The sequence below is a fragment of the Phaeacidiphilus oryzae TH49 genome (genome assembly GCF_000744815.1).
GTDB classification, from domain to species: domain Bacteria; phylum Actinomycetota; class Actinomycetes; order Streptomycetales; family Streptomycetaceae; genus Phaeacidiphilus; species Phaeacidiphilus oryzae.
On sequence record NZ_JQMQ01000005.1, the window covers coordinates 6,543,471 to 6,567,972 of the forward strand.

A 24,502-nucleotide genomic window follows, 5' to 3' on the forward strand; every position below is an offset into this window, starting at 1 on the left:
CTGGTGCCGGTGGCGCGGACGGTGCGCGGGCTGCGTCTGGTGGGTGCCGGTGCCGGTGCCGGTGCCGGTCACTCGGCGGCGGCCGGGGCGGCCGGAGCCGCGAGGGCGGGGCTTGCGGCGGTTGCTCCGGTTGCGGCGAGTGCGGCGAGGATCTCGGCGCGGATCATGGCGAGGGGCGCGTAGAGGGTCTTGTCGTGCCACAGCGCGGGGTGGTGGTGGTCCGGGTCCCCGGCCGCCCGACGGAGGACCGCGCCGGCCCGGTCCAGGGCGTCCCGGCCGGCCGGCTCGGCGCCGCCGCCCGCGTACCGCAGGATCTGCACGCCGTAGGCGGTCTCCTCGGCCGTGCCCGTCCACACCCCCCAGGAGCCGTCGGGGCGTTGGCTGCCGGCCGCCCAGGCGGCGGCGCGGGCGACGGCCCGGGCGGCGCCGGGCTGATCCGCCCCGGCGAGGGCGGCGACGCAGCGCGCGGTGGCGTAGTACGGGGAGGCGTGCCACTTGTCCGGCCAGGGGCCCTCCGGGTCCTGCTGCTCGATCAGCCAGCCGCGCACCTGCCGCAGCCGGTCCGCCGCCGCCCGGTCCCGGCCGCCGACGCGGCGCAGGTGGAGGGCGAGGGCCTGGGCGGCGTGGGCGTTGGCGGTGACCGAGCCGGTGTCCTCGCCGAGGTAGCAGTCGTAGTGGCGGTCGCGGGCGAAGAGCCGCAGCGGCGCCGGGTCCGGGGCGCCGCCCGTGAGCAGCGCGGTGACCAGGGCCATCGAGGTGTCGTCCGCGTCCACCATCAGACCGGGGGCGCCGCGTACCCCGGCCGGGTGGTAGAGGCCGGCGGCCCAGCCTCCGGCCACCGTGAGTTGACGGTCCGTCAGCAGTCCGGCCCGGGCCAGCGCGGCGCCGACCCACAGGCGTTCGAAGACGGTGATCGGGGCCGCCTCCGGGAACAGGCCGCGGTAGCGGGCGGCGACCGGGGCGAGCAGCCGGGCCGCCTCCTCCCGGTCCGCCGGGCCTCCGGTGGCCGCTGCCGCGGCGGTGGCCGCGGGGGAGCTGCCCAGCAGCCGCCCGGTGGCGGGCGCGGTGGCGGGCGGGAGGTGGGCGGCGACCCCCTCGTAGGTGTGGTGGAGCTTCTCCGGGAGGTGGGCGGCCAGCACCTTGGCCGCCACCGCGGCCGGGTACTCCGACCGGTAGGCGGGCGGTGGGGCGGGCCGACCGGCGCGCAGCCACGGGCCCAGCGGCTCTGGGGCGTCCGGCTGCCGGGCCAGCGCGTCCAGTTGCCCGGCCAGGGCGGAGAAGAGCGCCGGGACCAGGATCTCCGCCGCCGCGGTGTCCGGCCAGGGCCCGGTGGACGGCAGGGCGCGGAGCGCGGCCAGGCCGTCCGCCGCCGCCCGCGCTGCCCGCGCCGCCCGCGCCGTGGACGCGAGGGCTGCCGGGGAGCCGCCGACGGCGTCCCGGCGCACCACCGCCAGCAGCGCCTCCACCGCGCTGAGGGTCGGCAGCAGCCGGTACCGCACCGGCCCCTCGCCCCAACTCCCGTCCGCCGCCTGCCGGTCGAGGAGGTAGTCCAGCCGGGTCCGCTCGCCGGGCAGCCAGGGCGCGAGCGAGAGCACCCGGGCCGTCTCGTAGACCGAGGGGCGGACGCTGCCCCACGGGTCGCGGTCGACCGAGGCGAGGAGCGCGGCGGCGGCGCTCTCCGCCCCGGCGGGGGCGGTGGGCCGGTCCAGCGGTGCCTGCTTCACGACTGCCTCCTAGTGGATGCCAGGGCTATCTCCCGCAGCGCGGCGGACACCGCGGGCGGAAGCGCACCGCTGTCGAGTGCGTCCAGCGCCGCCTTGTAGCGGTCAGTGATCATGTCCTCGGCGGTGCTCCGGGCGCCGGTGGCGTCCACGATCCGCCGGATCCGGCCGGCCTCCGCCTCGGTGAGGTCGTCGGCGCCCAGGCGGTCCCGCAGCAGCCGGAGATCGGGCCCGGTGGCCCGGTGGAGGGCGAGCGCGATCGGCACCGTGGCCTTGCCTTCCCGCAGGTCGCCGAGGCCCGCCTTGCCGGTGCGCTCCGGGTCCCCGAAGAGCCCCAGCAGGTCGTCCCGCAGCTGGTAGGCCTCGCCCAGGGGCAGCGCGTATGCCTCGCAGGCGCGCCGGACGCGGTCGGTGGCGCCGGCCGCGGCGGCGCCGGTCAGCAGCGGGCGCAGGACGGTGTAGGTGGCGGTCTTGTAGTGCAGCACCCGCAGTGCGTCCTCCACGCTGGGACGGGCGGCGGGCCGGCCGGTGTGCACCAGGTCGAGGTACTGGCCGTAGACGATCTCGGTGCGCATCAGGTCGAGCACCGGGAGGACGCGGGAGAGCTGACCCGGCGTCAGGCCCGCGGTGTGCAGCAGCTCGTCGGACCAGACGAGGGCGAGGTCGCCGAGGAGGAGGCCGGCCGACAGGCCGTGCGCCTCGGACCGGGGATCGTCCGGCCGACCGGCGGGGACGCGGGCGGAGGCGTGGGCGGCGGCGAGTTCGCGGTGGGCGGTGGGCCGGCCGCGGCGGAGGTCCGCGGCGTCGATGATGTCGTCGTGGACGAGGGCGAAGGACTGGAAGAGCTCCAGGGCGGCGGCGAGCCGCAGCACCGCGTCGGGGGTCTCCCGGACGGGCCGGCCGGCGACGGATACGGATGCGGATACGGACGCGGACGCGGATGGGGATGCGGCGCCGGCGGCCGGGCCGGCCCCGGCGTGCCAGCCGACCACGCAGAGCAGGGGGCGGATCCGCTTCCCACCGACCAGGCTGCGGCGGAGGACACCGCTGAGGGCGCCGAGTTCGGGGCCGGGGGCGGTGTCCTCCTTGGCGGTCAGGAAGTCGTCGAGCGTGGCATCGATGTCAGCGCGGATCGAGGGCAGGTCCAGATGATCGGTCGAGGTCAGGATTCCGGTGTGCGTCAACGTCGGTTCCTCTCGGGGGGCGAGGAAGAACTCAGGCGCACATGCACTCGAGGCTGTGGCACCCAGGGGTCAGGGGGTATCGGGTACCGCCGCGGTCCTGGCGGACCAGGGGTTGGCGACCCGGGATTGCGGGTGGAGGGCGGTGAAGGTGACCGGCAGCGCGGACAGGCTGCGGTGGACGGGGCTCGGGCGGTAGGTCAGCTCCTCCTTGGGGACGGCGATCTCGATGTCCGGCAGAAAGCCGAGCAGCCGCTCCACGGCGGCGGTCGCCACCAGCAGAGCGGTCGACTGGGCGGGGCAGGTGTGCGGTCCGGCCGCGAAGGAGAGGTGGGCGCGCGGCCCCGAGCGCTGCCCCTCGGTGGGAGCCCCCGCGTAGGGGCAGGTGTTCGCGGCGGCGTAGGAGACCATCACCGGCGAGCCGACCGGGATCAGCACGCCGTGGAAGGCGACGTCCCGGCGCGCGATGTGGAGGGAGTAGGTGGCCAGCGGCGCGTCCGCCCAGAGGGACTCGTGGATGGCGCTCTGCACCGGCAGGCCGCCGGTGGACAGGTCGGAGAAGTACCGTTCGTCGGTGAGGAGCCGCAGCAGGGTGTTGGCGATCAGGTTGGCCAGCGGCTCGTTGCCCGCGCCGAGGGTGATCAGGACCTGGTTGACCACCTCGTCCTGGTCCAGCCCGTTCGGGTGGTCCAGGTACCAGGAGGTGAGGTCCTGGCCGCGCCGGCTCAGCTTGGAGGTGTAGAGCCGGGACAGGTAGGCCTGGAAGGTCTGGGCGCCCTTGGCCTTGTCCGACTCGTCGCCGTCCACCATCGCGGTCAGGGCGTGGATGAGGTCGTCCGCCTCCGCGTCCGGCATGCCGAAGAGCGCGTTGAACACCATCAGCGGCAGCCGGACCGCGTACTGCGAGACCAGGTCGGCCCGGCCCTCCGCGGCGAAGCCCCGGAGCAGCTCGTCCGCGTAGCGGAAGGTGCGGCGGCGGACGTCGTCCGGGTCGAGGAGGGCGAAGCTGTCAGTGATCACGGTACGCAGCCGGTCGTGCTCCGCGCCGTCGGCGAAGAAGACCGACGGCCGCCACTCCACCATCGGCCGCACCGCACTGGTCTCCGGCACCCGGTGCAGCCACGGGCGGGTGTCCTTGCTCCAGGTCTCGGTGTCCCGCAGCAGGTCGAGGGCGGCCCGGTAGTCGGTGACGACATACGCGTGGACGCCCTCGTCGATCTCGGCCAGGCCGACCGGCCCCTGGGCGCGCAGCAGCTCGTAGCTGCGCTGCGGGTCGGCGGCGTGCTCCGGCCCGTGCAGTCGCACAGGGGTGAACGACGAGGTCGTGGTCGTTGCGGTCACTGGGCCTCTCCGGCACGGGCTACGAGATGGGTGGACAGGGCGATGAGGGATTCCAGGCTCGAGGTGCGATCCCGGGCGTCGCACACGACCAGGGGCGTGGACGGGGCCAGGTCGAGCTTGGACCGCACCACCTCCAGGTCGTAGTCGGGAGAGTCGGGGAAATTGTTGACCCCGACCGCGTAGTCCAATCCGGCTTCCTCTATGAGATCCATCACCTCGAAGGAGTCGTCAAGACGGCGTGTGTCGACCAGGACGAGGGCACCCAGGGCACCTCGGGCGATGTCCTCCCAGAGCGGCAGGAACCGGCGCTGACCGGGCGTCCCGTAGAGGTAGAGGATGATCTGCGAGCCGGTGCCGGGGCCGAGGGTGAGCCGGCCGAAGTCGATGGCGACCGTGGTGGTCCGCTTGTCCTTCAGCCCGTCCAGGGAGAGGTCGTCGGCCGTGGCGGCGGCGTTCGTCATCACCTCGTCCGTGTGGAGGGTGGGGATCTCGGACATGGTGCGGATGAAGGTGGTCTTGCCGATCCCCAGCGGGCCGGCGACCAGGATCTTCACCCGGCGGTGGGTCTCGTCCGGCAGGTAGACCGGGGCGCCGGGGCGGGCCCCGGCGCGGACCTGGTCAACGGAGGGAGAGGAGACCATTGAGCACCTCCTTCAGGAGTCCGGCCGAGGGCCGCGGGGCCGTTTCGTCGGGGGCGAGTGCGTCCGGCAGCGGAACCTCCGCGCGCAGGCATCCGTCGTCGATCAGCTGGGCCGCGAGCAGCCTGCACATGCTCACCGGCAGATCGAGGTAGGCCGCGGTCTCGCTGACCGAGAGCGCCCCGCCCGAGAGGAGGTCGAGCAGCCGCTGCTGCCCGGGGGTGTGCGCGGGCCCGGGGGGCAGACCGGTGGCCCGCAGCGCGGTCAGCGGCTGGAGGCTGAACACGGTGGGGGTGACGCCGCCCTGGGCGGCGAGGTAGGACGGCACCATCCGGCGCCGGGCCGGGCCGCGGCTCACGATGTGCCGCCGTCGTCGCTGCGGGCGCCGACCGACATCAGATGCTCGCCCAGCTTCCGGGCCTGCCGGGCCATGGTGTGGGCGGCCACGCCCATCGGCATCTTGTCGGTCCCGGCGACCGCGATGAAGGCGTTCGAGGCGCTGCCGGCCGGCATCATCATGTAGATCCCGTTCTGGGTCTGCACGGTGACGGTCTCGACCGGGGTCGAGGTCGGCGCGCCCAGCGCGGAGTTGGTCGCGGTCCTGGCCGCCCCGTGGAGGGCGGAGGACATCGCGGCGATCCCCTCGGCCTCCTCCCGGGCGAGTCCCTCCGACGCCGCCACCACCATGCCGTCCACGGACAGGATGAGGGCGTGCAGCACCCCGTTGATGTCGGTGAGCGGGTTGAGGACCCAGGACGGGTCCTGGAGCCGCTCGCGCAGAGATGATGAGTCGCTGGTGTCGGTCACTTCTCGTCCTCGCCCGAGTTCTCGGAGTTGTCGCCGTCTTCTCCGTCGGAGCGTCCGCTCCGCACGCCCTGCTGGAACTGGTCCCACACGGCCGCGGCCCGGTCCGGGTCGACCGGCCGGGCGGGCGCGGCGGCCTCCTGGGCCGCGCGGTTCCTCCTCCGCCGCTGCGGGAGGTCGTTGGCGTCGGCGGGCGGGGCCGGCTCGGAGGAGGATGCCGGCTCGGCCGGCGCGGAGGACGCGGCGGCCGGGGAGCCCGCGGATTCCCCGCCGTCCTCTCGGGCCCCGGGGCCCGCGAAGTCCTCGGGGCCGGCCGGGGCGGTGACGTGCGGGCTGCGCGGGGGCGCCGCGGTGCCCGCTGCCAGGGCGGACATCTGCTCCTCCTCGTCCATCTCGGTCAGCAGGTCGGGCGGGATGGACACCACCGCGCGGGTTCCGCCGTAGGGGGAGACCTGGCCGATCTCGATCCGGAAGCCGTGGTCGGCGGCCAGCCGGCCGCAGGCGGCGAAGCCCAGCGCGGGAGGGTCGCCGAGCTCGGTCAGCAGCAGGTCCTCGCGGTCCTCGCCGGAGACCAGGCGCCGGCCGCGGCGGATCGCCTCGGGGGTCATCCCGGTGCCCGCGTCGTCGACGACCACCGAGACCGTCCCGCTGTCCCCCTGCATCAGCGCCACCTGGACCTCCAGGTCGTCCCGGGAGTGCTCCAGGGCGTTGGCCATCAGCTCGCCGAGGGCCACCGCGAGCGGCTCGGCCACCCGGCCGGCCACGCCGGTACGGGGGTCCGGGAGCTGGGAGGTGACCTTGATCCGCTCGTAGCCGGCGAGCCGGGACTGGGCTCCGCTGACCACCTCGGAGAGGAAGGTGTCCGGGCGGACCATCCCCGGCCAGCCGCCGCAGACGATGGCCGCGCGCTGCACCCGGCGGGCGACCTGCTCGTTGAGGTGGTCCATCTCGAAGAAGACCCGGGCGATGTCCGGCTCGACGGACTCGGCCTTCATCTGGAGCTCGGTGATCCGCGTCTGGAGCTGGAAGAGCAGTGCCTGGATGTCGGTCGAGGCGCCGCGCAGCGCGGCCTGCGCCGAGGCGTCCACCCGGCGCCGGGACTTCTCCACCGAACCGGCCAGGAGGTCCAGTACGGACTGGCCCAGCTCGGCGGCCTCGGCCAGATCGGGGTGGAGGGGGCCGGGCACCGGAAAGCGCGAACTCTCCACATTCTGCACCTGCGCCGGAAGCCTGTTGGTCACAAGGTGGCGGAGTTCGGCAAGAAGTTGTGCGTATTTCGCCTGCGCGGAGCCGACGTCCAGCTCCGAGCGGCTCAACTCGGCCGTTCGCTCACGTAGTCTGCCCCGCAGCGCGCTTCTGGAGCGGGCCAGCAGCGCTGCTCCGGCGGCGCCGACAAGGGTCGTGCCGCCGAGTATCCCGGCGGCCGTCTCTGGTATCGAACTCACGCTTCCCCGGCAGAGGTTCGGGGCCCGCGAGCGACGAACGGCCGCACTCCCCGCCGTGCGCCGCCCCGGGACCGGACAGTAGGTCCTGCGAACTCGCACAATTCCCGAGCACAAAGGCTCATGCTCGTTCGCCTCATCACATCAACTTCGGCACCAAGTCTTCAACACCGGACAGAAATTGACGGTGTGCCAGTTATACAGCCTCGTTGACTCCGGGCACCACACGGCACGTCCGCGGCGGCGGTGCGCGGCGGCGGTGCGCAGCGCGGCCCGCTGCGCCGCCCTCCGGAAAAGGCCCCGTGCGCTGGACTTCTGCCCTGAGGCTGGGCCAGGGTATGGCAACCCACCGGATCATCGCGGGGTACCCGCCGCCACCACCCACGGCGGCGCCGGCCCCGTGCGCCACCGCGTCCCAGCACTGCCGAATTCCGTGACCTTCGTGCACCTCTCTAGGGGAACCCCGATGCGACCGACCAGCAGGTCCCGCCACCGCTATGCCGCCGCCACAGCCCTCGCCGCCGCCGTCGCCCTCCTGGCCACCGCCTGCAGCGCGCAGAGCCAGGAGACGACACTGTCGAACGGGGTGAAGCTGGTCAAGAAGGGCCGGCTGACCACCTGCACCCATCTCCCGTACGCGCCCTTCCAGTCCACCCAGAACGGCAAGGTGGTCGGGTTCGACGTCTCGCTGATCGACCTGGTGGCCAAGAAGCTCGGGGTGAAGCAGCAGATCATCGACACCTCCTTCGAGACCATCAAGACCGGTGCCGCGCTCGACGCCGGCAGCTGCGACATAGCCGCGGCGGGGATGACCATCACTCCGGAACGCAAGCGGCATCTGGACTTCTCCGTCCCGTACTTCGACGCCACCCAGGCGCTGATGGCCCGCAAGGGCGTCCCGGCGACCGACCTGGCCGCGGTCGAGTCGCGGAAGCTCAAGCTCGGTTCGCAGTCCTCCACCACCGGCGAGGACTACGCCAACGCCCACGGCGGCGACCCGGTCTCCTACGAGAGCTCGGACGCGGAGCTCAACGGGCTGCGGACGGGCGCGGTGGACGTGATCATCCAGGACTACCCGGTGGTCCAGAACTGGCTGAAGGACCCGGCCAACTCGTCGAAGTTCGCCCTCGCCGGCGACATCGACACCGGCGAGCAGTACGGCTTCGCGGTGAAGAAGGGCGGCAACCCCAAGCTGCTCGCCACCGTCGACGAGGTGATCAAGCAGGCCATCGCGGACGGCGCCTACAAGAAGCTCTACGAGCAGTGGATCGGCCCGATGCCGAAGAGCGCGGGGAACATCGGATGACAGCGCCGGCGCCCGCTCCACCCTCCACCCCGGCCCCTGGTCCTGTGCGCTCCGGGCTCTCCCCGCGCCGCCGCCGGACGCTGCTCCGCGGCACCCAGTACCTGGTGCTGGTCGCGGCGCTCGCGCTGCTCGGCGGATTCGCCGACTGGACCGTGCTGCGGCAGCAGTTCCTCAACTGGTCGGTGGCCAGGCAGATGTTCCCCGACGTGATCACCACGGCGCTGGTGAACACCGTCGTCTACACCCTCTCCGGGTTCGCCGCCGGGCTCGTCCTCGGCCTGGTGGTGGCCCTGATGCGGCTCTCCTCGGTGGGCCCGTACCGGTGGCTGGCCGGCGCCTACGTCGAGGTCTTCCGCGGCCTGCCGGCGCTGCTCATCTTCATCTTCGTGGGCGTGGGCATCCCGCTGGCCTTCCCCGGGGTGGTCTTCCCCGGCGGCACGGTCGGTCAGGTCACGGTCGCCATCGGGCTGGTCTCCGCGGCCTATATGGCGGAGACCATCCGGGCCGGGCTGCAGGCCGTGCCGCCCGGGCAGATGGAGGCCGCCCGCACCCTCGGGATGTCGCACGGGATGGCGATGCGGTCCATCGTCATCCCGCAGGCCTTCCGGATCATCGTGCCGCCGCTCACCAACGAGCTGGTCCTCCTCTTCAAGGACTCCTCGCTGGTGCTCTTCCTCGGCGTCACCATGCAGGAGCGCGAACTCACCAAGTTCGGGCGGGACCTGGCCAGCCAGACCGCGAACATCACCCCGATCTTCGTGGCCGGACTCTGCTACCTGCTGATCACCATCCCGCTCGGCTACCTGGTGCGGCGCCTGGAGGCGCGGCACTCCAAGGCGAGGTGACGCGCATGAGCGCGACGACGTCCGACACGGCGGCGCCCGAGACGGCGGACGCGGCGATCGAGATCCGCGGGCTGCACAAGTCCTTCGGCGAGCTGGAGGTGCTGCGGGGGGTGGACTTCGCCATCGCCCCCGGTGAGGTGGTCTGCGTGATCGGCCCCTCCGGCTCCGGCAAGTCCACCCTGCTGCGCTGCGCGAACCTGCTGGAGCGGCCGACCAGCGGCCGCGTCCTGGTGGGCGGCACCGACATCACCGATCCGGACGTGGACATCGACCGGGTGCGGCGGCGGATCGGCATGGTGTTCCAGCAGTTCAACCTCTTCCCGCATCTCAACGTGGAGCGGAACCTGACCATCGCCCAGCGCCGGGTGCTGGGCCGCGGCCAGGAGGAGGCGGCCCGGATCGCCCGGGAGAACCTGGACCGGGTCGGCCTGGCCGAGAAGGCGGGCAGCTTCCCCTCGCAGCTCTCCGGCGGGCAGCAGCAGCGGGTGGCGATCGCCCGCGCCCTCTCCATGCAACCCGAGCTGATGCTCTTCGACGAGCCGACCAGCGCCCTCGACCCCGAGCTGGTCGGGGACGTGCTGGCGGTGATGCGCGGCCTCGCCGACGAGGGGATGACCATGCTGGTGGTCACCCATGAGATGGGGTTCGCCCGCGAGGTGGCCGACCGGGTGGTCTTCATGGACGGCGGCGTGGTGGTGGAGGAGGGCAGCCCCGAGGAGGTCCTCGGCAGCCCCCGGCACCCGCGGACCCGGGAGTTCCTGGCCCGGGTGGTCCGCCCGGAGGAGAACCCCGAGGAGACCGCCTCGACGTGAGGGGGAGCGGGCCGCCGCCGCCCCAGTGGGCATATGCCCATTAGTTGCCGGGAAGCGGCGGCGGCCCGTTATGAAAAAGTGTTCGGCTTTGCGGGACAGGGATGTTTCGGGTCGCGTACCGTCGCTGGGCATGGCTTGGCAACGTGCTGTGAACGGAGCCCTGACGCGTCTCACGGGCTACCACCTGACCCGTAGCAACAAACCGCGGACCGCCCCGCCGGGGCCGCCGGAGGCGGCAGCGCCCGCCGCGCCGAAACCCGCGCCCGATCCGGCGCCCGCCCCCGCCCCCGCTCCTGAGCCGGCCGCGCCGAAGCCCGCGCCCCCGCTGAAGCTGCCGGAGGACTACGACGAGGAGGCGAAGGAGGTCATCCGCGCGGTCAAGCCGTTCACGATGACCTCCCCTGAGCGCCTCAACGCGTTCATCCTGGCCACCCGGCATGTCGTCAAGCACGGCATCCCCGGGGACATCGTGGAGTGCGGGGTCTGGCGCGGCGGCTCGATGCAGGCCTGCGCCAGGACCCTCCTCTCGCTCGGGGTCACCGACCGCGACCTCTACCTCTTCGACACCTTCGAGGGGATGACCCCGCCCACCGAGGAGGACACCCGCAGCGACGGCAAGACCGCGGCGGAACTGCTGGCGGCCTACGAGAAGGACCGGCCGATCTGGGCGGTGGCCTCGCTGGACGACGTCAAGGCCGGCTTCGCGGAGCTCGCCTATCCGGAGGAGAGGCTGCACTACGTCCAGGGCAAGGTGGAGGACACCGTGCCGGGCGAGGCGCCGGAGCAGATCTCGGTGCTCCGCCTGGACACCGACTGGTACGCCTCCACCAAGCACGAACTGGAGCACCTGTACTCGCGGTTGGTGAGCGGGGGCGTGCTGCTGATCGACGACTACGGCTACTGGCAGGGCTCGCGGCAGGCCGTGGACGAGTTCATGGAGAAGACCGGCGAGCGGCTGCTGCTGCTCCGGATGGACGAGGGGCGGATCGCGGTCAAGCCGTGAACCGTCCGGCGCCGGCCCCGGCCCGGACCGCCGACCGGGATTGACGTTCCGTCAGATCCCGGTCCGCGGCCGGTGCGCCGGGTCGGCGGGGGACGGCACGACCGGCCGCGGCAGCGGCTGGACGAGGAGCAGGGTGAGGTCGTCGGCGTTCCCCGGCGCCTCCGCCGTGTGCGCGCGGAGGAGCCCCAGCAGGGCGTCGAGCGAGTCGTCCAGCAGCGGTTCGGTGAGCGAGCGGCGTACCGCCTCGCTCCAGCGGAACATCTCGCCTTCCCCGTCCCGGGCCTCGGTGAGGCCGTCGGTGTAGAAGAGGAGGCGCTCGCAGGGCGCCAGCCGGGCCCGCAGCTGCATCGGCTCCGGGCAGAGGCCGAGCGGCGGCGCGGGCTCGGCGCCGGCCAGCGGTTCCAGCCGCTCGCCGACCCGGACCGGCGCCGGGTGGCCGCAGTTGACGATCCGCACCTCGGCCGGGCCGAACTCGGCGAGCACGGCGGTGACGAAGTCCTCCGGCCTGAGGGCGGCGGCCAGCCGGTCGTCCAGCTCCCGGGTGAGCCGGACCAGGTCCGGCGAGGTGTACGCGAGATCGCGGAAGTGGCCGAGGACGGCCGCGGCCAGGGGCGCCGCCGCCAGACCCTGGCCGCGCACGTCCCCGACGATCAGCCGCAGCCCGTACGGGGTGTCGGCGACGTCGTAGAGGTCGCCGCCCACCGAGTCCACCTCGCGGAGGGTGGGGCCCGGCGGGTCGCCGGGGAGGAGGCGGTCCGCGCCGGCCGGGCAGTGGTAGCGGACGGCCAGCGACAGGCCGGCCACCCGGGGCGCCACCGGGCGGAGCATCGCCCGGCGGGCGGCCCGCGCGATCCGGTGGGCGGCGCGCTCGGCGGCCTCCCGGCGACGGACGGCGGACACCGCCACGGCGCCGATCAGCGCGACGGCCGGGGCGTCCAGCGCGAACCCGAGGGTGTCCAGGGCGTGCCGCAGGCCCGCGGCCACGGCCGTCAGGGCGAGTGCGGCGACCGCGAGTGCCGCGGTCGCCGCCGTGGCCGACCGGCCGAGCCGCTGCGATGAGTCCCGACGCACGTCGTGGTCGCCCTCCATGGTCATGGACCTGACTTGCCGTCAAGGCGGCTGGGGTCAGCGGTGGCTGACGGGCCGACGATAGGGGCCCGGCACAACGGATGCGTGGCCATGGCACGGTTCTGCCGGGAATCGATCGGATCATGTTCGTTCGCCGCCCGGAACGGCCCCGTATCGAGACCGAAGTGTCGGAAACACGGCCGGTTCGGACCTCTGGATCCAACCGGTGGTGCGGCTCCGTCACTCCCGGTATAGCTGGTGGCGACCATGGCGATTTTCGACGGGGAGGCGGGGCGATGTCGGAGCCTGTGGGGCCGGCCGGCCGGAGAGGCGGCGCCGACGGCGACTGCCTCGGGGAGCACGGCAATCTGCCCGGCGAGTGGACCAGCTTCATCGGGCGCGCCGCCGAGCTGGACACCCTCGCGCGGCTCCTCACCGCCCCCGCGGCGGCGGCCGACGGGCCGGACCGCGGTTCCCGGCTGATCACCCTGACCGGCGTCGGCGGGGTGGGGAAGACCCGCCTCGCCCTGCGCGCCGCGGCAAGCGCGGCCGGCCTCGGCCGCCCGGCCGCCTCTCCGACCGCCTTTCCGGACGGCGCCTGGCTGGTGGAGCTCTCCCGGCTGAAGGACGCCCGGCTGCTCGGCCTCACCGTCTGCGAGGCGCTGGGCGCCACCGACCAGACCACCCGCCACCCCGTCGAGGTGCTCCGCGAGCATCTCGCGGACAAGCGGCTGCTGCTGATCGCCGACAGCTGCGAGCATCTCGCCCCGCACTGCCGGGGGTTCCTCACCGACCTGCTGGCCGCCGCCCCCGGACTGCGGATCCTGGCCACCAGCCGGCAGGCGCTCGGCGCCCCCGGCGAGCGCACCGTCGTCGTCCCACCGCTCCCGGCCCCCGCCGAGGGCGCCGCGCTCTTCGCGGACCGGGCCGCCGGCGTCCGCCCCGGCTTCACCGTCGACGACCGCAACCGCCCCGCCGTCACCCGGCTCTGCGAGCGGCTGGAGGGCATCCCGCTGGCCATCGAACTCGCGGCCAGGCGGCTGCGCGGGATGACGGTGGACGAGATCCTCGCCCACCTCGACGACCGCTTCCTGCTCCTGACCGACGACGAGGTGGACGTCACCGACATCGACGTGGACTGGCCGGACGGCATCCCCGCCCGCCACCAGGCGCTGCGCACCACCATCGGCTGGAGCCACGAGCTCTGCTCGCCCGCCGAGCGGCTGCTCTGGTCCCGGCTCTCCGTCTTCGGCGGCGACTGCGACCCGGACGCCGCCCAGGAGGTGTGCTCCGACGCCCGGTTGACGGCGGGCGCGGTCCGCGAGGGGGTGGCCGCGTTGGTCGACAAGTCGATCGTGGACCGGGAGTCCACCCCGGCCGGCCCCCGGCTGCGGATGCTCGACACGGTCCGGGAGTACGGCGGCCAGTGGCTGGCCATGATCGGCGACGGCGAGGGCGCCCGGCTGAGCCGCCGCCACCGTGACCACTACATCCGCTTCGCCGAGCACGGCGAGCGCTCCTGGTTCGGCCCCGCCCAGTCGGCCGTCTTCCGCGCCGCACAGGCCGAGCGGGCCAACCTCCGCGCGGCCCTGGAGTACTGCCTGACCACCCCCGGGGAGCTGCGGCGCGGCCTCCACCTGGCCGGCACCCTCTGGTACTACTGGGTCGGCTGCGGCTTCCTCGCCGAGGGCCGGCAGTGGCTGGACCGTGTCCTCGCCCTCAGCCGCGACCCCGAGCACGGCGCCGAACGCGGCCCCGAGCGGGCCAAGGCGCTCTGGGTGAACGGATACATCGCCACCCTCCAGGGCGACTACCCGGCCGCGACCCGGATGCTGGAGGAGTGCAGGGAGCAGGCCAGGGCCGCCGGCGACCAGCGCGCGCTGGCCTACGCCGTCCACCGGCTCGGCTGCGCCGCGCTGCTCCAGGACGAGCACGCCCTCGCGGAGAAGCTCTTCACCGAGGCGCTCGACCGCTACCGGGAGCAGGGCGAGCTCAACAGCAACGTGCTGATGGGCCAGGTGGAGCTGGCCATGGCGCTGGCCTTCCAGGGCCAGCTGGACCGGGCCGTCGACCTGTGCACGGAGGTCCGCGCGATCTGCGCCGAGCACGGCGAGCAGTGGTCGCTCGCCTACGCCCTCTACGTGCTGGCCCAGGCCGAGCTGGCCGACGGCGAGCTGGACCGCGCCACCGAACTGGCCGGCGAGGCCCTGCGGATCAACCACGCCTTCCACGACCTCCTCGGTACCGCGCTGCCGATGGAGCTGCTGGCCCTCTTCGCCGCGCTGCGCGGCCGGCCCGAGCAGGCCGCGGTGCTCCAGGGCGGGGCCGGGCGGATCTGGACCGCGGTCGGTCCGCAGCTCTTCGGCTCCAAGCACTTCAACGCCCCCCATCTGCGCTGCGAGGCGCTGGCCCGGAAGGCCCTCGGCGACCAGGCGTACGAGGCCGCGTACCGCAGGGGCGCCGCGCTGAGCCCGGACGGCGCGGTCGGGCGCGCCCTGTCGGGCGGGTGACGCCCCGTCACGGCATCATCGATGGTGTTGCCGTGTCGCGGCCCGCGACCCGACGGGCCCGGGGGACGAAGGGAGCAGCCATGAGCGCGGAGAAGGCGGAGACGACGCAGAACGGGGAACGCGGGGCGTTCGTCCGGGACACCCGCTACCTGGACGCCCGGATCACCGCGGACGGGCGGGACGGCTGGCCGGTGGAGCCTGGACGCTACCGGCTGGTGGTCTCCCGGGCCTGCCCGTGGGCCAGCCGGGCGGTGATCGTGCGCCGACTGCTGGGCCTGGAGCCCGCGCTGTCGATGGCCGTCGCCGGGCCGACCCACGACGAGCGCAGCTGGACCTTCGACCTGGACCCCGGGGGAGTGGACCCGGTGCTCGGCATCGAGCGGCTCGCCGAGGCCTACGAGAAGGCCGAGCCGGGCTACGACCGCGGGGTGACGGTGCCGGCGATGGTCGACATCCCGTCCGGCGCCGTGGTCACCAACGACTACCCGCGGATCACCGTCGACCTGGAGACCGAGTGGACCGCGTACCACCGGGACGGCGCCCCCGACCTCTATCCGGAGGCCCACCGGGAGGAGATCGAGGAGGTCGGCGAGCTGGTCTACCGGGACGTCAACAACGGGGTCTACCAGGCCGGCTTCGCGACCGGCCAGTCCGCCTACGAGGCCGCGTACCAGCGGCTGTTCGCCCGCCTCGACTGGCTGGGCGAACGCCTCGCGGACCGGCGCTACCTGGTCGGCGACACCATCACCGAGGCCGACGTGCGGCTCTTCACCACCCTGGTCCGCTTCGACGCGGTGTACCACGGGCACTTCAAGTGCAACCGCGCCAAGCTGACCGAGCTGCCGGTGCTGTGGGCCTACGCCCGGGACCTCTTCCAGACCCCGGGCTTCGGCGACACCGTCGACTTCGCCCACATCAAGCGCCACTACTACGTGGTCCACTCGTCCATCAACCCGACCGGGATCGTCCCGGCGGGGCCCGACCTCACCGGTTGGCTCACCCCCCACGGCCGCGAGGCCCTGGGCGGCCGGCCCTTCGGCGACGGCACGCCGCCGGGCCCGACCGCCCCGGGAGAGGCGGTCCCGGCGGAGCACTGGGTGCGCTGACGGCGCCTCGGCACGTCGGCGCGTCGGCGGGCCTCAGCGGCGGGCCGGCGCCCGGCGGCGGGGGGTCGCTTCGGCCTCCTCGTCCGGGTACTCGTCGAGTTCGTCGGCCTCCTCGTCCTCCTCCTCGGGGAGCTCGTCCTCCTCCTCGGGGAGCTCGTCCTCCTCCTCGGGCAGTTCCTCCTCGGGGAGGTCCTCCTCCGGGAGCTCGTCCCCGAACTCGTCGAGCTCGTCCGGGCCTTCGGGCTCCTCGGCCGATTCGGGCTCCTCGGGCTCCTCGGCCGACGCCTCGTCCTCCGGCGCCAGATCCTCCTCCCGCTCCCGGTCCTCCTCCCGCTCCTGCTCCTGGTCCTGCGCCGAGGACTCCTCTTCCTCCTGGACGGCGTCCTCGTGGGAGAGGACCACCTCGCCGTCGCGGATCTCGCCGCGCCAGGCGCCGGTCGACTCGTTGCGGGTGCTGATGAAGCGCCGGTAGAGCTTGAGGTCCAGGCGGGCCCGCCGGCCCTGGGCGCGCCAGATGTTGCCGGTCTTCTCGAAGAGGCCCTTCGGGAAGTACTCGATGACCAGCAGCACCTTGGTGAGGTTCGGACCCAGCGAGTGGAAGGTGACGACGCCCTTGGTGGTGCCCTTGGCGCCCTCCGAGGACCAGGCGATCCGCTCGTCCGGCACCTGCTCGATCACCTTGCCCTGCCAACTCCGGGTGGACCAGAAGACCTTGGCCTTCCAGTTGGAGGTGACGTCGTCCGCCCGGTCCACGCTCTTGACGCCGTGCGCCCAGGTCGGGAACTCCTGGAACTGCGTCCACTGGTCGTAGGCGGTGCGGACCGGGACGCCGACGTCGATGTCCTCGACAATGGTGATCGACCGCCCGCCGGCGCCGCCGCGGCCCTTGCCGCCGCGCCCCTTGCCGAGAAGACCGCCGAGGCGCTCCTTCACACCGCCGATGGTCCGGTCCTTGATCTGCTGCTTCAGCTGGTCGGCACCCACCTTCGCGAGGGCCGCGCCGGGGCTCTTGCCGCCGGTGAGGCTCTCGGTGAGGGCGCCGGGGTTCTCGGTGAGTTTCGCTGTGGCCTCGCCGACCTTCCGGCCCAGTCCGTTCAGTGCGTGCTCGGTGCGGGCCCGCAGATAGTCCTGGAGGGCGTCGCCCAGGCGGGAGTTGCCGAGTGCGCTGTCAGCCATTGCGGCCACCCCCGTCCGTCCGCTTGGCGGTGGCGCGCTTGCGGGCCGGGGTGTGGGCGGCACTGGAGGCGGCGCGCTTGGCGCCGGACGCCGGCTTGCGCGCGGCACCGCGGGCCGGCCGGCTCGCCGCGTCCGCGGTCTTCGCCGGGCGCGAAGGGCGGGTGCGGGACTGGGCGGAGCCGCGCTCCCCGCCGTTCTCGGAGCCCTTGCCGGAGTTCTCGTCGGAGCCGTCGTCGGAGCCGTCCCGGGAGGACTTCGACGCCCGCGCGGTCCCGGACTCCTCCTCCCGGTCGGCGGACTCGTTCTCGTCCTCCGGCTCCTCCGCGTCCTCCTCCGCGTCCGCGCCGCCGTCGGCGGCGGCCGAGGCGGCTCCGCGTAGGCTCTCGGTGCGGCGGTTCAGCGCGTCGGCCAGCCGGTCGCCCTGCGCGGTCAGCGCCTTGCTGCCGACCTCCTTGCCGATCCGGGTCAGATCACCTCGTACCTGCTCGTTCAACTCCCCGAGTATCGGCAGGCGTTGCACCAGCTCGGGCAGGCGTGCCGGGTCGATGCTGATCTTCTTGCCGGTGAGCCAGAGGCCCAGTCCGATCGCGAGCTTGGCGTTGTGGCCCCGTCCCAGCAGGTAGCCGCCGGCCACGGCGACAGCGATCTTGCCTGTGTTCTTCATCGCCTCATCTCTCCATCACAGAAGGCGCCCGAAAGCGTGCGAACGGGCTCAGGTTGAACACCATTTCCCTACCTCCCGGGCCCCTACCCCGGCCCTCCGAGGCCATGCGGTGTTCCCCCGGCGCCCGCCCTCCCGGCGAGGGCTGCCCGGGCTCCCCGGCGCCAAACGGCCGCCGGCGGCGTGGACGTCCACGCCGCCGGTCCCGGCCGGAGTGCCCGCACTCCGGCCGGCTGATCCGTTCCTTCCGAGCCGAGTCGACAGAGGCGAGCCGGCCAGGGCTCAGCCGCGGAAGGCGTCCTGGCCGGTGAGGGTCTTGCCGATGACGAGCTGGTGCATCTCCACGGTGCCCTCGTAGGTGAGGACGGACTCCAGGTTGGCCGCGTGGCGCATGACCGGGTACTCGTAGCTGATGCCGTTGGCGCCCAGGATGGTGCGGGCGGTGCGGGCGATCTCGATGGCCTCCCGGACGGAGTTCAGCTTGCCGTAGCTGACCTGCTCCGGGCGGAGGGTGCCGGCGTCCATCCGGCGGCCCAGGTGCAGCGCGAGCAGCAGGCCCTTGTTCAGCTCCAGGGACATGTCGGCCAGCTTGGCCTGGGTCAGCTGGAACCCGGCGATCGGCCGGCCGAACTGCTCGCGGCCGATGGCGTACTCGCGGGCCGACTCCAGGCAGGAGCGGGCGGCGCCGAGCGCCCCCCAGACGATGCCGTAGCGGGCCTGGTTGAGGCAGGAGAGGGGGCCCTTGAGGCCCTTGACCTCCGGCAGCACCGCGTCGGCCGGCAGCCGCACGCCGTCCAGCACCAGCTCGCTGGTGACCGAGGCCCGAAGGGAGGCCTTGTGCTTGATCTCCGGGGCGGAGAAGCCGGGGGTGTCGGCCGGCACGACGAAGCCGCGCACGCCCTCCTCGGTCTGCGCCCAGACGACGGCCACCGAGGCCACCGAGCCGTTGGTGATCCACATCTTGCGGCCGTCCAGGACCCAGTCCGAGCCGTCGCGCTTGGCGCGGGTGCGCATCGAGGCCGGGTCGGAGCCGTGGTCCGGCTCGGTCAGGCCGAAGCAGCCGATCGCCTCGCCGGCGGCCATCCGCGGCAGCCAGTTCTGCTTCTGCTCCTCGCTGCCCCAGCGGTGGATCGCGTACATCGCCAGCGAGCCCTGGACGGAGACCAGCGAGCGCAGCCCGGAGTCCGCGGCCTCCAGCTCCAGGCAGGCCAGGCCGTACTGGACGGCGGTGGCACCGGCGCAGCCGTAGCCCTCCAGGTGCATCCCGAGGGCGCCCAACCCGCCCAGCTCGCGGGCGAGTTCGCGGACCTCGGGCAGCTCCCCGCGCTCGTACCACTCGGCGACCTGCGGCAGCACGCGGCGCTCGCACCAGGCGCGGACGGTGTCCCGGATGGCCAGGTCCTCCTCTCCCAGCAGGTCGTCGAAGCCCAGCGGATCGGTCTGAGGGTTGCTCATGGCGTTCAGTCTTCCTCGGGATCGGTGGTTCCGGTCAGGCGGGCGATGGCGTCGTCGTCGTAGCCGAGGGCGGAGAGCACCTCGTGGTTGTGCTGGCCGAGGGTGGGCGGCGCGCTGCGCACGGCGGGCCGCTCGCCGCGGAAGTTGACCGGGAAGGCCACCTGCTGGAGCGGGCCCGCCTCCGGGTGCTCGACGGTGCGGACCATGCCCAGGGCGGCGGTCTGCTCCGAGCCGTAGACCTCGTCCAGTCCGCGGATCGGGGTGACCGGCACCCCGCCGGCCTTGAGCAGCGCGCACCAGTTCCCCACGGTGTCCGTGCCGAGGACCGCCTCCAGTTCGGCGTTGAGCTCCTTGCGGTGCTCCACCCGGTCCCGGTTGCGGGTGAAGCGCGGATCGGCGGCCAGGTCAGGACGCTCCAGCAGCCGGCAGAGCTGCTGGAACATCGCGTCGTTGCCGACCGCGATCACGAAGTAGCCGTCCTGCGCCGGATAGGCCTGGTACGGCACCAGGCTGGGGTGCCCGGAGCCGAGCCGGGTCGGCGTCTCGCCGGTGGCGAAGTAGGCGGTGGCCCAGTTGATGTGGAGGGCCAGCTGGGTCTCGTAGAGGGAGGTCGTCAGGTACTGGCCGCGGCCGGTGCGTTCGCGCTCGACCAGGGCCGAGGTGACGCCGATGGTGCCGAAGAGCGCCGCGCCCAGGTCGCCCATCGCGTAGCCGGCCTTGACCGGCGGCCCGTCCGGCTCGCCGGTCAGCGACATCAGCCCGGCGGAGGCCTGGGCGACCATGTCGTAGCCGGGCTCCAGCCTCAGCGGGCCGGTCTCGCCGAAGGCGGAGATGTGCAGCACCACCAGGCGCGGGTAGCGCTCGCTGAGCAGGTCGTAGCGGAAGACCTCGGCCAGGCTGCTGCCCGGCTTGAAGTTCTCCACCAGCACGTCCGCCCCGGCCAGCATCCGGTGGACGGCCTCCTGGCCCTCCGCGGACTTCAGGTCCAGGGTCACCGAGCGCTTGTTGCGGTTGGCGGCCAGATAGTAGGTGGCGTCCGGGCCGTTGAAGGGCGGACCCCACTTGCGGGTGGGGTCGCCGCCGTCCGGGTGCTCGACCTTGGTCACCTCGGCGCCGAGGTCGGCCAGCGACATGGTGGTGTACGGGCCGGCCAGGATCTTCGACAGGTCCACCACCCGCAGGCCGGCCAGCGGCCCCTGGAAGCCCTCTGCGGGCTTGCCGGACACGTCGGACACCTCGGACACCTCGTTCAGGTCAGACACGGGAGTCCACCACCAGCGCGGCCTGCGCCTCGGCGAGCGGGACCGCACCGCCGTCGGCCAGCTCGGGCAGCCGGGCGAGGGCCGGGCGCAGCGCGGAGGGGCGGGCGCCGAGGGCCAGCGAGAGCCAGGCGTTGGCCACCATCAGCCCGCGGTGGCCGCGGTCGGCCTTCGCGCCGTCCCCGCTCTCGAACTCCGCCTGCTCCAGCAGCACCGTGGCCATCACCGCCCGCGCGAGGTCGTCGGTGTACTCGCCGATCGCGTACTGCTGCTCCTCCTCCGGGGCGGCCAGCAACGCGTCGCCGGCCGCCAGGAGTTCGGCCCAGTACCGATCCAACGCGGCCACCGGGGCGGCCAGTTCGGCGGCCGCGGCGCCGAGGGCCTTGAGCCGGGCCCGGTAGGCGTCCGCCAGCAGCCGGTGGTTGCCGGAGCGGCGCATGCAGCGCAGCACGTCCAGTGCGATGACGTTGGAGGAGCCCTCCCAGATCGAGCCCAGATGGGCGTCGCGCAGCAGCCGGGGGTCGACCCAGTCCTCGATGTAGCCGTTGCCGCCGCGGATCTCCATCGACTCGCCGGTGACCGCCCTGGCCTCCTTGCAGACCAGGTGCTTGGCCATCGGGGTGAGGATCCGGACCAGTTCGCGGGCGGACTCCTCGCCCGCGTCCGCCGCGTCCAGCTGGGCCGCCGACTCCAGCACCAGGGCCAGCGAGGCCTCCGCGGTGAGGAGCATCGGCAGCAGGGTCGCGCGCATCAGCGGCTGGTCGAAGAGCGGCTTGCCGAAGACCGCCCGCTCGCGGGTGTGGTCCACCGACTCGCGCACGGCCCGCCGCATCAGCGCCGAGGAGCGCATCGCGTTGGACAGCCGCGAGACGTTGAGCATCTCGGCCATCTGCAGGAAGCCGCGGTCGAGCCGGCCGACCGGCAGCGCGTACGCGTCCTCCAGGGTGACCTCGCCGCTGGCCATCGAGCGGGCGCCGAGCTTCTCCTTCAGCCGGTCGATCCGGACGGAGTTGCGGGTGCCGTCCGGGCGCAGCCGCGGGACCAGGAACATCCCCAGCCCGCGCGTCCCCTCGCCCTGGCCGGGCACCCTGGCCAGGGTGAGCACCACGTCCGCGGTGACGTTGGAGGCGAACCACTTCTGCCCGCGCAGGGTCCAGTGGTCGCCGCGGTCGGTGGCCTCGGTGGCGGTCTGTGCGATGTCGGTGCCGCCCTGACGCTCCGTCATGAACATCGCGCCGGTGGCGAGCCGGTCCAGATCGGTGGCGCTGAGCGCGTCGATCTCGGCGGCGTACCGCTCGGGGTCGAAGAGCCGCAGCACCCGGGCCGCCGAGTCGGTCATCGAGACCGGGCAGGCGAGCCCGAACTCGGCCTGCACGAAGAGGTAGGAGATCGCGTACTTGGCGACGTGCGGGGCCCTGGTCGGCCAGCCGTGGACGCCGCTCCGGTGCGACATGGCGGCCAGGCCGAAGCGCTCGAAGGCGAGTTCGCACATCCGGCGGTAGGCGGGGTGGAAGTCGACCTCGTCGATCCGTTCGCCGGAGGGCGAGTACGGGCGGAGCACGGGCGGGTTGGCGTCGGCCACCGCGGCCAGCGCGTCCAGCTCTCCGGCGGCCACCGCGCCGGCGTCCGCGAGCACCGGCTCGATCCGCTCGCGGTCCTCGGCGGAGAGCACCCGGTCCAGCATGGGCCGCAGCGCGGGGTCGCGTTCGGCGAAGTCAGGAGTCATCATCGGCGTCCTTACTCGGTATGAGACGCAGGCCACTCTGGCGCGGAAATTAGGACCAGTCCAATACTGATTCGGCCTACCGGTGATACCTCATTCGTCATAATCGCCGCCATGGTCCCGGTCGTCCCGCCTACTCGTAGTCGGCCGGGGTGGGCAGCGCCTTCTCGGCGACCCGGAGCACCGCCCGCAGCGCGGCCGAGGAGTTGTCCGAGCGCCAGGCCAGGGCGATCGGCAGGACCGGCACGTCCCCGCGCAGCGCGCGGTAGGCGACCTGCTCCATCCGGATCGTCCGGGCCGAGTCGACCACGATCGCGATGCCGACCCCGGCGCCGACCAGGGTCAGCAGGTTGTACGCGTCCGGCGCCTCCTGGATCACGGTGGGGCGGATGCCCGCGTTGAGGAACATCTGCACGCTGGCGTCCCGCACCGCCGAGCCGCGCTGCGGCGGAAAGGAGACGAAGCGCTCGCCGGCCAGCTCGGCCACCCCGATCTCCGCCCGCTCGGCCAGCGGATGGGTGTCCGGCAGCGCCGCCACAAGACGCTCGGCCCGCACCACCCGGGTGGAGAGCCCGGGCGCCACCGGCAGCGCGACGAAGCCCAGGTCCAGCGAGCCGTCCGCGATCCGCGCCTCCGCCTCCCCGGCGAAGGTCTGGCCGCGCAGCACGAACTCGATCCCGGGCAGCTCCGAGGTGACCGCCCTGGTGAGCCGGGGGAGGACGGCGTAGCTGCTGGCCCCCGCGAAGCCGATGCTGACCCGTCCCACCTCGCCCGCCGACGCGGCCCGTACCGCGCGCTGGGCGGCGGAGGCCTCGGCGAGCACCCGGCGGGCTGGGGCGAGCAGCGCCTCGCCGGCCGCGGTCAGCCGCACCGAGCGGGTGCTGCGCTCGAAGAGGGAGGCGCCGAGATCCCGCTCCAGCAGCCGGATCTGCTGGCTGAGCGGCGGCTGGGCCATGTGCAGCCGGGCCGCGGCCCGCCCGAAGTGGAGCTCTTCGGCGACGGCGACGAAGGCGGTGAGATGACGGAGTTCCACCCGCACAACCTACGGGGAGCGCAGAACGCCACCCGCACAACCTACGGGGAGCGCAGAACGCGGAGCGCGCGCGGGGGAGTGCGGGGCCGGCGCCGGGGGCGGCGGGCAGGGTCAGCGGCCCGCAGCCGGGGGTGAGGGAGCCCAGCACGGCGGCCCGGCGGGCGCCCGTGCAGGAGGGTACGGAGGCGGGCAGCCCGTGCACGGTGAGGAAGCCCAGCACGGCGAAGGCCAGCGCCTCCTTGGCCGTGCCGTCCACCCCCAGCTCGGCGCTGGGGGCGATGCGCAGCTCCGGGGCCTCCTCGGCGAGCATCCGCATCAGCGTCGGATTGCGGGCGCCGCCGCCGGAGGCGAAGAGCTCGCCGACGCCGTGGGCGCGGCAGGCCTCGGCGACGGTCACCGCGGTGAGGCGGGTGAGGGTGGCCAGCACGTCGTCCTGGTCCGGGACCGGCTCTGCGGCCAGCGCGGTCCGCAGATAGGGGAGGTGGAAGTGCTCCTTGCCGGTGGACTTGGGGGCGGGGCGGCGGTAGTAGGGGTCGGCGAGGAGCCGGGCGAGGAGGCCGGGGTGGACCCGCCCGGCCGCGGCGCCGCGGCCGTCCTCGTCGAAGTCCCGTGCGCCGCCGCTGAACTCGCGCACGGCGGCGTCGATCAGGGCGTTCGCCGGGCCGGTGTCGAAGGCCAGCGGGGCGGCGTCCGGATCGGCGGGCACCACGGTGATGTTGGCGATGCCGCCGAGGTTGAGCGCGGCCCGGACGCCCGGGCCGGGGGCGTGCCGGTCGCCGTGGCCGTCGCCGGGGCCGTCGCCGTGCCGGTCGCCGTGCCCGTCGCCGGCCTCGTGCCCGCGCAGCAGCAGGGTGTCGAAGAGGCCGACCAGCGGGGCGCCCTGGCCGCCCGCCGCCACGTCCCGGCTGCGCAGGTCGGAGACGACCGGGAGCCCGGTCGCCTCGGCGATCCAGGCGGGCTGCCCGAGTTGGAGGGTGCCGCGCACCCGTCCGTCCTCCACCCAGTGGTGGACCGTCTGCCCGTGCGAGACCACCAGGTCGGCGGCGCCCGAGCAGAGCTCCTCGACGGCGCGGACGGCCGCGGCGGCGAAGACCTGGCCGAGCTCGGTGTCCAGTCGGCAGACCGCCTCCACGGTGGTCGCGGCCGGCGGCAGCACGGCGGCGATCCGGCGACGGACCCCGGCGTCCAGCGGAAGGGTCAGCGCGCCCAGCGGGCGCAGCAGCAACTCGCCGTCCTCCAGGGCGAGTTCGGCCGCGGCGGCCTCCACCGCGTCGTAGGAGGTGCCGGACATCAGGCCGATCACCCGCATGGTCACTCGCCCGCCCCGGCCCCGGCGGCGCCGGACCCGGCGGGCCCGGCCTGCGTCGCGGGCCCGGCCTGAGTCCCGCCGTCGGCCTGCGCGCCCCCGCTCCGGCGAC

Annotated in this window: 20 protein-coding genes and 1 pseudogene; 6 read left to right on the top strand and 15 right to left on the bottom strand. The window is 73.8% G+C overall.

Features of this window, described 5'->3' with window-relative positions; translation table 11 throughout:
• Positions 1 to 68: 68 nt before the first annotated feature.
• The 7 genes from BS73_RS32835 to BS73_RS38525 form a co-directional block, all read right to left on the bottom strand.
• A complete protein-coding gene (locus BS73_RS32835) occupies positions 69 to 1,724 on the bottom strand; it encodes a prenyltransferase/squalene oxidase repeat-containing protein (RefSeq protein WP_051941263.1) in 1,656 nt (551 codons plus the stop codon).
• A complete protein-coding gene (locus BS73_RS32840; protein WP_051941264.1) occupies positions 1,721 to 2,905 on the bottom strand; it encodes a polyprenyl synthetase family protein in 1,185 nt (394 codons plus the stop codon). The genes BS73_RS32835 and BS73_RS32840 overlap by 4 nt, the downstream gene beginning before the upstream one ends.
• 69 nt (positions 2,906 to 2,974) lie before the next feature.
• The gene (locus BS73_RS32845; RefSeq protein WP_051941265.1) at positions 2,975 to 4,243 is read right to left on the bottom strand and encodes a cytochrome P450 family protein; all 1,269 of its coding nucleotides are present in this window, start codon (positions 4,241 to 4,243) and stop codon (positions 2,975 to 2,977) included.
• The gene (locus tag BS73_RS32850; protein ID WP_037578005.1) at positions 4,240 to 4,884 is read right to left on the bottom strand and encodes a GTP-binding protein; all 645 of its coding nucleotides are present in this window, start codon (positions 4,882 to 4,884) and stop codon (positions 4,240 to 4,242) included. The genes BS73_RS32845 and BS73_RS32850 overlap by 4 nt, the downstream gene beginning before the upstream one ends.
• Positions 4,862 to 5,239, bottom strand: coding sequence for a DUF742 domain-containing protein (locus BS73_RS32855; RefSeq protein WP_051941266.1), 378 nt, complete (start codon positions 5,237 to 5,239; stop codon positions 4,862 to 4,864). Before BS73_RS32855 ends, BS73_RS32850 begins: the two co-directional genes overlap by 23 nt.
• Entirely contained in the window at positions 5,236 to 5,688 is a 453-nt protein-coding gene (locus tag BS73_RS38520) for a roadblock/LC7 domain-containing protein (protein WP_051941267.1), read from the bottom strand. The genes BS73_RS32855 and BS73_RS38520 overlap by 4 nt, the downstream gene beginning before the upstream one ends.
• Positions 5,685 to 7,130, bottom strand: coding sequence for an ATP-binding protein (locus tag BS73_RS38525; protein ID WP_161789729.1), 1,446 nt, complete (start codon positions 7,128 to 7,130; stop codon positions 5,685 to 5,687). The genes BS73_RS38520 and BS73_RS38525 overlap by 4 nt, the downstream gene beginning before the upstream one ends.
• A gap of 463 nt (positions 7,131 to 7,593) precedes the next feature.
• Here BS73_RS38525 and BS73_RS32870 point away from each other — a divergent pair, with 463 nt between their 5' ends.
• The 4 genes from BS73_RS32870 to BS73_RS32885 all read left to right on the top strand — a co-directional run bounded on the left by BS73_RS32870 (position 7,594) and on the right by BS73_RS32885 (position 11,093).
• A complete protein-coding gene (locus tag BS73_RS32870) occupies positions 7,594 to 8,433 on the top strand; it encodes an ABC transporter substrate-binding protein (protein ID WP_037578006.1) in 840 nt (279 codons plus the stop codon).
• A complete protein-coding gene (locus tag BS73_RS32875; RefSeq protein ID WP_051941269.1) occupies positions 8,430 to 9,278 on the top strand; it encodes an amino acid ABC transporter permease in 849 nt (282 codons plus the stop codon). The genes BS73_RS32870 and BS73_RS32875 overlap by 4 nt, the downstream gene beginning before the upstream one ends.
• 5 nt (positions 9,279 to 9,283) lie before the next feature.
• Positions 9,284 to 10,090 carry an amino acid ABC transporter ATP-binding protein gene (locus BS73_RS32880; protein ID WP_051941270.1) on the top strand — a complete coding sequence of 269 codons (807 nt, stop codon included), beginning with the start codon at positions 9,284 to 9,286 and terminating at the stop codon, positions 10,088 to 10,090.
• A gap of 130 nt (positions 10,091 to 10,220) precedes the next feature.
• Positions 10,221 to 11,093: a TylF/MycF/NovP-related O-methyltransferase gene (locus BS73_RS32885; protein ID WP_037578009.1), complete on the top strand. Its 873-nt coding sequence runs from the start codon at positions 10,221 to 10,223 to the stop codon at positions 11,091 to 11,093.
• Between the two features lie 51 nt (positions 11,094 to 11,144).
• Here BS73_RS32885 and BS73_RS32890 read toward each other — a convergent pair whose 3' ends face one another.
• Complete coding sequence (locus BS73_RS32890; RefSeq protein WP_051941271.1) at positions 11,145 to 12,188, bottom strand: PP2C family protein-serine/threonine phosphatase; 1,044 nt, start codon at positions 12,186 to 12,188, stop codon at positions 11,145 to 11,147.
• Between the two features lie 269 nt (positions 12,189 to 12,457).
• Here BS73_RS32890 and BS73_RS32895 point away from each other — a divergent pair, with 269 nt between their 5' ends.
• Both BS73_RS32895 and BS73_RS32900 read left to right on the top strand, forming a co-directional pair.
• A complete protein-coding gene (locus BS73_RS32895; RefSeq protein ID WP_063837115.1) occupies positions 12,458 to 14,671 on the top strand; it encodes an ATP-binding protein in 2,214 nt (737 codons plus the stop codon).
• An 80-nt stretch (positions 14,672 to 14,751) separates the two neighbouring features.
• A complete protein-coding gene (locus BS73_RS32900) occupies positions 14,752 to 15,777 on the top strand; it encodes a glutathione S-transferase family protein (protein WP_037578010.1) in 1,026 nt (341 codons plus the stop codon).
• 33 nt (positions 15,778 to 15,810) lie between these two features.
• On the opposite strand, the gene BS73_RS40560 is transcribed toward BS73_RS32900, so the two are convergent.
• The 7 genes and pseudogenes from BS73_RS40560 to BS73_RS36830 all read right to left on the bottom strand — a co-directional run.
• On the bottom strand, positions 15,811 to 16,953 hold the full coding sequence (locus BS73_RS40560; RefSeq protein ID WP_037578011.1) for an SRPBCC family protein: 1,143 nt from the start codon (positions 16,951 to 16,953) through the stop codon (positions 15,811 to 15,813).
• Positions 16,946 to 17,617, bottom strand: coding sequence for a hypothetical protein (locus BS73_RS32910; RefSeq protein ID WP_037578012.1), 672 nt, complete (start codon positions 17,615 to 17,617; stop codon positions 16,946 to 16,948). The genes BS73_RS40560 and BS73_RS32910 overlap by 8 nt, the downstream gene beginning before the upstream one ends.
• A 279-nt stretch (positions 17,618 to 17,896) precedes the next feature.
• Positions 17,897 to 19,069 carry an acyl-CoA dehydrogenase family protein gene (locus BS73_RS32915; RefSeq protein ID WP_037578013.1) on the bottom strand — a complete coding sequence of 391 codons (1,173 nt, stop codon included), beginning with the start codon at positions 19,067 to 19,069 and terminating at the stop codon, positions 17,897 to 17,899.
• Between the two features lie 5 nt (positions 19,070 to 19,074).
• Entirely contained in the window at positions 19,075 to 20,331 is a 1,257-nt protein-coding gene (locus BS73_RS32920) for a CaiB/BaiF CoA transferase family protein (protein ID WP_235215604.1), read from the bottom strand.
• The gene (locus BS73_RS32925; RefSeq protein ID WP_037578014.1) at positions 20,324 to 22,054 is read right to left on the bottom strand and encodes an acyl-CoA dehydrogenase family protein; all 1,731 of its coding nucleotides are present in this window, start codon (positions 22,052 to 22,054) and stop codon (positions 20,324 to 20,326) included. Before BS73_RS32925 ends, BS73_RS32920 begins: the two co-directional genes overlap by 8 nt.
• A gap of 130 nt (positions 22,055 to 22,184) precedes the next feature.
• Complete coding sequence (locus tag BS73_RS32930; RefSeq protein WP_037578015.1) at positions 22,185 to 23,084, bottom strand: LysR substrate-binding domain-containing protein; 900 nt, start codon at positions 23,082 to 23,084, stop codon at positions 22,185 to 22,187.
• A gap of 70 nt (positions 23,085 to 23,154) precedes the next feature.
• Positions 23,155 to 24,393 (bottom strand): annotated as a pseudogene (locus BS73_RS36830) (anhydro-N-acetylmuramic acid kinase); the annotation flags it as partial.
• Positions 24,394 to 24,502: the final 109 nt, after the last annotated feature.